This window comes from uncultured Aureimonas sp., assembly GCF_913775355.1.
In the GTDB taxonomy this organism is placed as follows: domain Bacteria; phylum Pseudomonadota; class Alphaproteobacteria; order Rhizobiales; family Rhizobiaceae; genus Aureimonas.
Genome location: NZ_CAJYIU010000025.1, coordinates 1 through 10284, shown reverse-complemented (window position 1 = coordinate 10284; position 10284 = coordinate 1). Strand labels below are relative to the sequence as shown.

At 67.5% G+C, this 10284-nt stretch carries 11 protein-coding genes; 8 read left to right on the top strand and 3 right to left on the bottom strand.

What is annotated here, in order from left to right; all coding sequences use genetic code 11:
* Positions 1–44 precede the first annotated feature (44 nt).
* Positions 45–782 carry a hypothetical protein gene (locus QZ753_RS01800; RefSeq protein ID WP_294640674.1) on the top strand — a complete coding sequence of 246 codons (738 nt, stop codon included), beginning with the start codon at positions 45–47 and terminating at the stop codon, positions 780–782.
* Between the two features lie 187 nt (positions 783–969).
* Complete coding sequence (locus tag QZ753_RS01795; RefSeq protein WP_294640673.1) at positions 970–1362, top strand: hypothetical protein; 393 nt, start codon at positions 970–972, stop codon at positions 1360–1362.
* 17 nt (positions 1363–1379) lie between these two features.
* Here QZ753_RS01795 and QZ753_RS01790 read toward each other — a convergent pair whose 3' ends face one another.
* The 3 genes from QZ753_RS01790 to QZ753_RS01780 form a co-directional block, all read right to left on the bottom strand.
* The gene (locus QZ753_RS01790; RefSeq protein ID WP_294640671.1) at positions 1380–1961 is read right to left on the bottom strand and encodes a GNAT family protein; all 582 of its coding nucleotides are present in this window, start codon (positions 1959–1961) and stop codon (positions 1380–1382) included.
* Between the two features lie 135 nt (positions 1962–2096).
* Entirely contained in the window at positions 2097–3290 is a 1194-nt protein-coding gene (locus QZ753_RS01785; RefSeq protein ID WP_294640669.1) for an ImmA/IrrE family metallo-endopeptidase, read from the bottom strand.
* On the bottom strand, positions 3281–3592 hold the full coding sequence (locus QZ753_RS01780) for a type II toxin-antitoxin system HigB family toxin (RefSeq protein ID WP_294640667.1): 312 nt from the start codon (positions 3590–3592) through the stop codon (positions 3281–3283). The genes QZ753_RS01785 and QZ753_RS01780 overlap by 10 nt, the downstream gene beginning before the upstream one ends.
* A 492-nt stretch (positions 3593–4084) precedes the next feature.
* Here QZ753_RS01780 and QZ753_RS01775 point away from each other — a divergent pair, with 492 nt between their 5' ends.
* The 6 genes from QZ753_RS01775 to QZ753_RS01750 form a co-directional block, all read left to right on the top strand.
* Complete coding sequence (locus QZ753_RS01775) at positions 4085–4432, top strand: metalloregulator ArsR/SmtB family transcription factor (RefSeq protein ID WP_294640665.1); 348 nt, start codon at positions 4085–4087, stop codon at positions 4430–4432.
* On the top strand, positions 4429–4842 hold the full coding sequence (gene arsC / locus QZ753_RS01770; protein WP_294640663.1) for an arsenate reductase (glutaredoxin): 414 nt from the start codon (positions 4429–4431) through the stop codon (positions 4840–4842). Before QZ753_RS01775 ends, arsC begins: the two co-directional genes overlap by 4 nt.
* Before the next feature lie 130 nt (positions 4843–4972).
* Complete coding sequence (gene arsH, locus QZ753_RS01765; protein ID WP_294640661.1) at positions 4973–5698, top strand: arsenical resistance protein ArsH; 726 nt, start codon at positions 4973–4975, stop codon at positions 5696–5698.
* Between the two features lie 24 nt (positions 5699–5722).
* The gene (locus tag QZ753_RS01760; RefSeq protein WP_294640660.1) at positions 5723–7036 is read left to right on the top strand and encodes an arsenic transporter; all 1314 of its coding nucleotides are present in this window, start codon (positions 5723–5725) and stop codon (positions 7034–7036) included.
* A gap of 313 nt (positions 7037–7349) precedes the next feature.
* On the top strand, positions 7350–8582 hold the full coding sequence (locus QZ753_RS01755) for an efflux RND transporter periplasmic adaptor subunit (protein ID WP_294640658.1): 1233 nt from the start codon (positions 7350–7352) through the stop codon (positions 8580–8582).
* Positions 8579–10284: efflux RND transporter permease subunit (locus QZ753_RS01750; RefSeq protein ID WP_294640656.1), on the top strand; the 1706-nt coding region annotated here is incomplete at its 3' end. The genes QZ753_RS01755 and QZ753_RS01750, both read left to right, overlap by 4 nt.

The window sequence follows — 10284 nt, the reverse complement described above, 5'->3', positions numbered from 1 at the left end:
CAAGCGCAAGGCGCCTGCGGCAGGCGGCAGGCTAGGCCGTCGAGATGTCCACGAATTCAGTCACGGACCTTGCGAACGCCCCGATGGGCGCTTCGTTCCCCGCGAATGCGGTGCGCGACCCTATCCGGCTGAAGGCTCTGGACGGGCTCGGCATCCTCGACACGCCGGCGGAGCACGCGTTCGACGCGATCGTGGCCGTGGCCTGCGAGATCTGCGAGACGCCCATCGCGCTCGTCAGCCTCCTGGACCGGGAGCGTCAGTGGTTCAAGGCGCGCGTCGGTTTCGAGCTCGCCGAGACGACGCTCGACCGCTCGATCTGCGCCTTCACGCTCGGCGGCTCCGAGATCCTCGTCATTCCCGACCTGACGCTCGATGCCCGCAGTGCGGTCAATCCCTTGGTCACGGGACCGGAGGCCATCCGCTTCTATCCTAGGCCGCGCCGGCGCCGAGTGGATGATATGCGACACGTCCGCGACGGCGGCATCGCAGTCAACGCCCGTCCAGTCCGCCGAGAGCGCGGGAGGTGCCCCTGCTGCGCGAATATGACATCAATGAAGATGCCCAAGACGAAGGGCGACGCCATGTCCGACATGGACATGCCCGCGACGCCCCCGGCCCCCGGCCAGCAGACAGCGCTGGAGCGCATTCGGAAGCGGCTGGGTGGGCCGCTTCCCGGCATTCCGGCCTGGAGCGTCCTTGATGCACTCTGCGATAGTTTCGACGCTCGCGGACTTCCTTGGGAAGTTGCCGTCAGCGTCCGCGATGCCGCGCGATCTCCTTGACGCCGCGGGCGACGGTTTCCACATCGATCGTCGCCCGGCTCGCGCGAGACGGGCCTGTGTTGCCACGTCTCGCGGCGGCACAGCGTATCCATGTTGCTCGATGGAGGATGTGGCTATGCAAACACCATACGGAACGGACACCGCACGGATCTCCGACGGACTGCCCGCAAGCTTGGAAAGCTCCCCGGTGCCCAATGCGGACACCTTCAACCATCCCGACCAGGTCGTCTCGGCCGCCGGGCTCACCAAGGGCCAGAAGCGCATGGTCCTTGCCTCGTGGGCATCGGATCGGCGAACCGTCGACGACAAGCCTTCGCTCCGTCAGCTCGACAGCGGGGCGATGGTTCCGATCGACGACATCCTCGAGGCCATGACGGCGCTCGGCCGGGACGGGGAACTCCCGGCATCGGGAACATCCGACAGGTTCGCGGCACGCCGGAGGAACCGCCTTGTCGCTAGGCTGGTGCGGCGCGGGCCGACGCCGTGGGCGGATCGGGGCGACGATCCCCCGCCCTCGGCCGCCGCGGCGGCGCGTCCGTTCTCGCCGATCTTCACCGAGGCGCTCGCCAGGTCGGCGTGACCCGCCGGGGCGGGCCCTCAGGGTTCATCCCGGAAACGTGAGGGCCCGCCTGCGGCTGGGGCTCGATCGACGACATCCCACTCCCGGCGCGGGATCGCGTACTGGATCGTATCCTCGTAGACGGGCATGCCGTCGGGGCCGTCGGTGAAGGTGACGAACTCGACGAACGTACCCTCGAGCCGCATGCCGAGCCTCTCGCAGAGGCCGCGTGACGGCGCGTTGTCGACCTCGACGTAGGCATAGAGGCGCCGCGCTCCCCGATCGTCGAAAAGGTGCCGGAAGAGTGCCTGAGCTGCCTTGAGCGCGAACCCGGCATCCGCATGGTCAGCGTTGAGGTTCCAGCCGACGGAATAGGTGTCCGGTTCCTCATGCACGGCGAAGAGGTCGCCGATCAGGTCGTCGGTCCCGGCGAGGGCGATCGCAACATTCTCGTCGGACGAGCCGCGGCGGGCCGCCTCGGCCTTGGCGGCCGCAGGGTCGGCAAGCTCCAGGGACAGGAAGCACCGCGCCCGCGGCTCGCGCACGTATTCCAGGAGCCCTTCGGCATCGTCGACCCGGAAGTTTCTCAGGCGCAGCCGGTCCGTCTCGATCGTCTCCATCGGTCAGGTCCCGTTTCCAGCCCGCATGGGCGTCCCGTCAGTCTTGGTCATGACCGTTGCGGCGTCCCCACGTCGGTACGGCCCGACCGTGCGCGGCCGCCGCCGCGGTGCGGAAGTCCGGATCGCCGGGCGACCTCAGACGAGGCCGAACTGGCGCCGCACCTCGCCCTGTCCGATCAGGTCGTTGAGCAGCCTGTAGTTCCGCTGCTCGAACCGGACGCGGCCAGCGATGATCGCCGGGCTGACGGACAGCTTGCGGGCGAGCGCGCGAACCTCGGACTCCCGCCGCACCGATCCGACGGTCGCCCAAGTCTCCGACGGCATCAGCGCCTCCCGGGCCCAAGCGTCGGCCTCGTCCTCGCGCGTCCTCTCGACGGCCCCGGCCTCGGAGTCGAGGTCGTCGACGAACCACTGGTCCCCGCCCTCGCTAAGGTGAAGGGCCACGTGCCCCAGCTCGTGGGCTAGGCAGAACCAGAAATTGTCGAGGCGGTCATAGCGGAGCGACAACCCGATCACCGGGGAGCCGTCGGGCAGCACGGTGGCGGCGCCGTCGACCCTCGTCTTCGGGAGCTGCCGCTCGACCACGAGGTGGATGCCGTGCTTGCCGAGGTACTCGCGGGCAAGTCGCGGTCCATCGTCGAGGAAGCTGAGGCGCACGAGCCCGGACACGAAGGCATCGTCGACGACGCCGCGCTCATACCTGCCGGGCAACGTCTGCGCGCAGGCCAGCGACACGACCCGCGCCGTCCAGGCCGTTACGGCATGGTCGTCCATGGCGGCCCCGCTGCGGATGGACCTGCGGTAGAGGGCGGGCTGGAGGCAGGAGCTGGCGGACTGGGGGACGAGGAATGCCACCAGCTCGTCGCAGCGGGCCTTGGCCTCTCGTGCGGTGCCGGGGAAGTTCGGGATCCACCCGCGCTTCACGATCTCGCCCCAGGGCAGGCGCGAGGCGTCAAAGGCCTCCATGCCGGGCGCGGGCTCGCGCAGGAGCACGGCGGCCGGGATGCCCAGCCCAGCGTGGAGCTTCCTGATCATCGCGAGTGTCAGCGGCCGCTGGCGCTTCATGACCTCGGACACCTTGCTGGCGCTGCCGATGAACGGCACGAGGTCGCGCTGGCGGAGGCCCGCCTGCTCCATGCGGAACGCGATGGCGTCGATCGGGTCGGGATGGGCGATGGCGTAGTGCTTGGCCTCCCACGCCTCGACGAGCGTGGACAGCACCTCCAGCTCGTCGAACGCGGGCGATCCCGGCTCGGTCGCCATGAGGTCTCCGACCCGTGCCAGCGCGTTCTCGTAGTCGCTCTCGGACTTGATGGGCCTCACGTGCATCGCACCGTCTCCGCGTCGATCTCGTCGTAGTCTTCGTGCGTCCCGACCCAGCATACGAACACGATCTGCGCCGCGTAGTTGATGCTGACAATCAGGCGGTAGTCGTTCCCCTTGATGTTGAAGACGACGCGCCCGCCCTTGAGGACGCTCGCATTCTTATAGGTCGCCTTCAGGTCGTTGGGATTCTGCCAGTTCGCCGCCGACGCCTCCTGGTGCCACGCCTCGAGCGGCCCCTGCGAGACGGCGTGCTTGCGCTCCGACTCCCAGAACTCCCTCAGCGTCTTCTTGGAGAGGACACGCATATCGATATAGGGTTCCCCCACAGGGCACAATGGCGAAATTCCCCAAGAGGGAACAATGTTCCGGTTCGGGCGCATGTTTTACCCGGGACGGATGGACGGGCATCCGAGCGTGGACATGCGCGCTGGCGCGGGCGACACGCGGACGGTGCCCGATCGCGCCCCAAGGGTAAAGGGTGCCCGGGCCGCGGCGGCGACGCCGTTCCCGGCGCGAGCAATGGGAGTGTCGACGGGGCGATCCCGGATGGGATCAAGCGTCGGCGACACGGCGCGCGCATCACCGATCGGCAATCGGGCATCCTGATGCCGACCCCAAGCACGCTGCCCCCCGCAAGCGAGAGTCGTGTCCGCACTGGTTGGGCGCCTCGCTCATCGCGGTGCAGTGCCCTTACCGTGCTACGATGATGCTGCGCCCGTCGCTTCCCGAGCGCCTGAAGCGAGGACGAGCGAGCTGAGTCTCTTGAACATTACAACTATGTTTGCAATATCGCGGGAATGAACGACGACTCAGCCGTTGCCGCCCTTTCCGCCCTCGCCCATGCCGACCGCCTCGCGGCCTTGCGGATGCTCGTCCGCGCAGGCCCGAACGGCATGCCGTCGGGCGAGATCGCCGAGGCCCTGTCGATCCCGCCGACGCGGATGAGCTTCCATCTTGCCGCACTGGAACGCGCCAGGCTCCTGCGCTCGTGGCGCGACGGGCGGCGCATCCTCTATGCCGCGAGCTACGACGACATGCGCCAGCTCCTCGCCTTCCTCACCGAGGACTGCTGCTCCGGCAACCCGGAGATTTGCGGTGACCTCGTGCGCCTCTCGACCGTCTGCCCCCCGGAGACCTGCCGATGACCTCCACGATCTACCACAACCCCGCCTGCGGCACGTCCCGCAACACGTTGGAGATGATGCGCCAGTCCGGTGAGGACCTGCAGGTCATCGAGTACCTGAAGGAGCCGCCCTCGCGCGAGACGTTGGTCGGCCTCATCAACGCCATGGGCGGCCGGCCGCGCGACCTCCTACGTCAGAAGGGCACGCCCTATGCGGAGCTTGGGCTCGGTGACGAGAGCCTGTCCGATGAGGCTTTGATCGACGCGATGATGGCCCATCCCATCCTCATCAATCGCCCCATTGTCGTCACCCCGAAGGGCGTGAAGCTGTGCCGTCCGTCCGAGGAAGTCCTCTCCCTTCTGGACCATCCGGTCCGCTCCTTCACCAAGGAAGACGGTGAGGTGGTCTCGACTTCGGGAGGCGCAGCATGAGGCGGTCTTCGATGGTCCCGAGATGGCCCCGTGTGGTCCCAGCACCGCCCGCAGGCTTGATCGGTGAGGCGACTGCGGCAATCCCCGAGGGCTGTGGCAGTTCCTCTCCACGGCCCCCGGAGCGCCTTGCATGACCGACCCCGTGGCCGCCGATCTGCCGAGCGTTGACCTCGCGCAACTCCAGCCGATTGATGTCGAGATGCTGACGCGCCCCGGTGACCCGACGCACGCGCCCCGCATCCTCATTCTCTACGGCTCCATCCGCGAACGGTCGTTCTCCCGGCTCCTGTCCGAGGAGGCTGGCCGGCTGCTCCGCTGGTTCGGCTGCGAGGTGAAGACCTTCGACCCGCGTGGACTCCCGCTGCCGGACGGAGCCGAGCCCGACCATCCGAAGGTGAAGGAGCTGCGGGACCTCGCGGACTGGTCCGAGGGGATGGTGTGGGTGAGCCCGGAGCGTCACGGGGCCATGACCGGCATCATGAAGGCGCAGATCGACTGGATACCTCTCGCCCTCGGGGCCACAAGGCCCACGCAGGGCAAGACGCTAGCGGTGATGGAGGTGTCGGGCGGCTCGCAGTCCTTCAACGCGGTGAACCAGATGCGCGTCCTTGGGCGGTGGATGCGGATGGTGACCATTCCGAACCAGTCCTCCGTCCCGAAGGCGTTCCTTGAGTTCGATGAGGCCGGCCGGATGAAGCCCTCGGCCCTCTACGGTCGCGTGGTCGATGTCTGCGAAGAGCTGGCCAAGTTCACCTTCCTCGTTCGTGGACGCTCTGCCTACCTGACCGACCGCTACTCCGAGCGTGTGGAGACCGCTGAAGACCTCTCCAAGCGCGTCAACCAGAGGTCCATCTGACCCTTCCTGCCCCCGGACATCTCCATGCTCGCCTTCGCGATTTTCCTCGCTACGCTCGTCCTCGTCATCTGGCAGCCTCGTGGCCTCGGCATTGGCTGGTCCGCGCTGATGGGGGCGGCTCTCGCGCTCGCCACGGGGGTCGTTGCATGGGCCGATGTCGGGACGGTCTGGCACATCGTCTGGGATGCGACCTTCACCTTCGTCGCCCTCATCGTCATCTCGCTCGTCCTTGACGAGGCCGGCTTCTTCTCGTGGGCTGCGCTCCACGTGGCCCGCTGGGGCAGGGGAAGTGGACGCCGGCTGTTCCCCCTCGTGGTCCTTCTGGGGGGCGTCATCGCCGCCCTGTTCGCGAACGATGGAGCCGCGCTACTCCTGACGCCTATCGTCCTGTCCATCCTCCTGCGCCTGCGCTTTCCCCCGACCGCTGCGCTCGCCTTCACGGTAGCCTGCGGCTTCATCGCGGACACGGCCAGCCTGCCGCTCGTGGTGTCGAACCTCGTGAACATCGTGACCGCGAACTTCTTCGGCATCTCGTTCGGGCACTACGCCGCCGTCATGGTGCCGGTGGACCTCGTGTCCATCGCGACCACGCTTCTGGTCCTGTGGCTGCACTTCCGGCGGGACCTTGAGGTCGAGTACTCTGTGGAGGACTTGGAGGCCCCCCAGAGCGCGGTGAAGGACCCTGCGGTGTTCCGTGCTGCCTTCCCGCTCCTTGGCCTCCTGCTAATCGCCTACTTCGTCACAGGGCCGCTTGGGGTGCCCATCGCGCTGGTGACCGGAGCTGCCGCTCTGGCCCTTCTCATGGTGGCTGGACGCTTGACGGCGGGGGGACGGGGCGCGGTCATTCCACTATCGAACGTGATGCGGGATGCGCCCTGGCAGATCGTCCTCTTCTCCATCGGCATGTACCTCGTCGTCTACGGTCTCGGGAACGCGGGCCTCACGGACATCGCGGCCGGCGTCCTCCACTGGCTGGCCGAACGCGGGACGCTGGTCGCTACGGTCGGGACCGGGTTCGTCGTGGCAGCCCTCGCTTCCGTCATGAACAACATGCCGGCCACGTTGGTCGGCGCTCTGGCCATCGACCGCGCTGACATCCCGGCGTTGACGAAGGAGCTGATGGTGTTCGCCAACGTAGTGGGAAACGACCTCGGTCCGAAGTTCACGCCCATCGGCTCGCTGGCCACGCTCCTCTGGCTTCACGTCCTGGCCGGCAAGGGGCAGCGCATCACGTGGGGGCAGTACGTCCGGGTCGGCATCGTCCTGACGCCTCCCGTGCTTCTGGCCACACTCCTGGCCCTCTGGGCTTGGCTGCCGGTCGTGTCGGGCACGAATTGAGGAACCACCGCATCGGGGCTCGCTCCAGTGGGTCCGCTCGCGGTGCGAAGCCTTGCAGGGCGCTACACCAACCTGCTACACACGAGGAGCCTGCGGGGCGTCAAAACATCAGTAAATTCAACGACTACGGTGCGGACCGAGATTGTCTCACCCCATCCGCCAGCCGCGCCTAGCCCGCGACAATGCGCGCTAAGCGATTGCACCGGGCGTCTTGCCAATCCTTGCCGCGATTTCACTTGTCCGTGACGGAGCGCGGGGTCTTAGTCGCAGCTCTTCGCATGTGCAAGATGTGACGAGTCGGGGGCGGATCCGTATGCTTCGATGGCTGCTTCTGATCGCTGTGGTACTACTTGCGGTCGCAGGCTTCGAGCGCGAGCGGCTCGCGCCCTATGCCCCGGCGTTCCTTGTGTCCTGGCTCGCTACTCCAAGTTCGGGCAGCGACGGCGGGACCGGGACTGGCGGGCGGAAGCAGCATGGCTCCGGTGCGCCGGTTGCGGTCGAGGTCGCCGCGGCCTCGAGCGGCTCGCTGCCCATCCTGCGCGATACGATCGGCACCATCGTGCCGGTCAACTCGACGGTCATGAGCTCAGAGGAAACCGGGACGATCGCTGCGATCGCCCTCGGCGACGGTGCCGTGGTTCGGCAGGGCGACCTGCTGGTGTCGCTAGACGACCGCGCCGCACGCGCGCAGATCGCCAAGGACGAGGCTGCGATTCAGCGAGATCAGGCGACGCTGGATCAGACGCAACGCGATCTCCAGAGGGCGGAACTGCTCCTGAAGTCGGGCGCGGTGGATGCGCAACAGGCGGACACCGCGCGCAGCGCGGCGCAGTCGGCAGCTGCGGTGCTGGAGATCGACAAGGCGACGTTGGCGGCCGATCAGGTGGCCCTCGACAAACTGCATATCGTCGCGCCCTTCGACGGACGTCTCGGCGCTTTCCAGGTGTCGCCGGGCGCGCTCGTCACGCCGGGGACTGCGATCGTCACGCTCACTCAGGTCTCCCCGGTCAGAGCCGCGTTCACGCTCGCCGAGAGCGATCTGGCACTCCTGCAGGACAGCTTGTCCAAGGGAACGCTGATGGTCACGTTGCGCCCCGCCGGCGGCTCGAGCGACGAGGTCTCGGGCAAGGTCGACTTCATCGACAACGCGATCGATCCCGCCTCGGGCTCGATCTCCCTGCGCGCCTCGATCGACAATCCGGACGGTCGGCTGGTGGCCAAGCAGGCGTTCTCCGCAACGGTGCAGGCGGGCGAGAGGGGCGGCCTCGTCATCGTGCCGACCGTCGCCGTCCAGCCTCGCCAGGACGGCAGCGTCGTCTACGTCGTGGGTTCCGACGACATGGTCTCCATCCGCAAGGTCGACGTGGCGTTCCGGGTTGGGGACCGGACCGGGTTGACCTCGGGCTTGTCCGCCGGCGACGTGGTCGTGACCGAAGGGCAGGGGGCGTTGACCGACGGCGTGAAGGTCAAGCCTTCGTCGAAGCCCGATGTCGACGGTAATGCAGCGCCCGCAGAGCCGCCGACGGACGCGACGGCCGCCCGATGAACATCTCCGCCACCTTCATCCGCCGGCCGGTCGCGACGCTTCTCCTCTGCCTTGCCATCCTCGTGGCCGGCATTGCAGCCTATCGACTGCTTCCCGTCGCCGCGCTCCCGCAGGCGGACTACCCGACGATCAGCGTGTCCGCGCAGCTCGCGGGCGCCTCGCCGGACACGATGGCGAGCGCGGTGGCCACCCCGCTGATCAAGCAGTTCGAGACGATCGACGGCGTCGACACGATCACCGCGCGCTCGTCGCTCGGCAACACGCAGATCACGATCCAGTTCGTTCTCTCGCGCGACATCGATGCGGCCGCGGCCGATGTCGAGGCTGCGATCGCGCGGACCGCCCGGCAACTGCCGGACAACATGACGTCGCCGCCGAGCTACCGGAAGGCGAACCCCGCCGATGCGCCGATCCTGCTCCTCGACCTCGTATCGCAGAGCACGCCGCTGACCGCGGTCGACGACCTCGCCGAGAACGTCATCTCGCCGGCGCTGTCGACGATCCAGGGCGTGGCTCAGGCTCAGGTCTACGGTGCCAAGACGTTTGCCGTGCGCATCGGCGTCGATCCCGACAAGCTTGCCGCCCGCTCGCTCGGGATGGCGCAAGTGTCGAGCGCTCTTGCCGCCGCCAACAGCCAGACGCCGGTCGGCACGGTGCAGACCGGCGGGCAGGCGCTCACGGTGGACGCGCCGACGCAGCGCACGAACGCAGACGAGTTCCGCACCCTTGTGATCGCGCGACCGAACGGCGTGCCGGTGCGGCTCGGCGACGTCGCGAAGGTCGAGGACAGCGTCGAGAACCTCAATCAGGGGAGCTGGCTCGACGGGAAGCCCGCGATCGTCCTTGCGGTGCAGCGTCAGCCGGGCGCCAACACAGTGGAGGTGGTCGACGCCATCAAAGCCAAGCTGCCGGAACTACAGGCGGCTTTGCTGGCATCGGTGCAGCTTCAGGTGGTGAACGACGCCTCCACGTCGATCAGCGCCGCGGTGGACGATGTGCAGCAAACTCTGGGATTGACGATCCTCCTCGTCATCCTGGTCATCTACCTCTTCCTCAGTCGTCTGACGGCGACGATGATCCCTGCGCTCACTGTGCCCCTGTCGCTCGTCGCGACCTTCGGGGCGATGTATCTGCTCGGCTATTCGATCGACAACCTCTCGCTGTTGGCGCTGACTCTCTCCGTTGGCCTTGTCGTCGACGACGCCATCGTGATGCTCGAGAACATCGTGCGGCACGTCGAGGAGGGCGCCGCCCCGATGGATGCGGCATTGAAGGGGAGCGGCGAGGTGGCGGGAACGATCATCTCGATGTCGCTATCGCTCGTCGCGGTCTTCCTTCCCATCCTCCTGATGGGCGGTGTCGTCGGGCGTGTCCTCAACGAGTTCGGTGTCGTGGTCGCGCTTGCGATCCTGGCGTCGGCGGTCGTCTCGCTCACGCTCACGCCGATGCTGGCGGCACGCCTGCCGGCCAGCCATGCGCCCTCGTCCGGCATTGCAGCGGCCTTCACGCGCGGATTCGACCGGGCGACCGTCGTCTATGGCCGAATGGTGGACTGGTGCCTGCGCCGAAACGGCTTCGTGATGGCGGTCTTCGTCGTGTCGTTCGCCGCCTCTGCGGTGATGATGGCGACACTGCCCCGGTCGTTCCTTCCGCAGGAGGACAACGGCCTCCTGACGATCTCGACGCAAGCTCGGCAGGACAT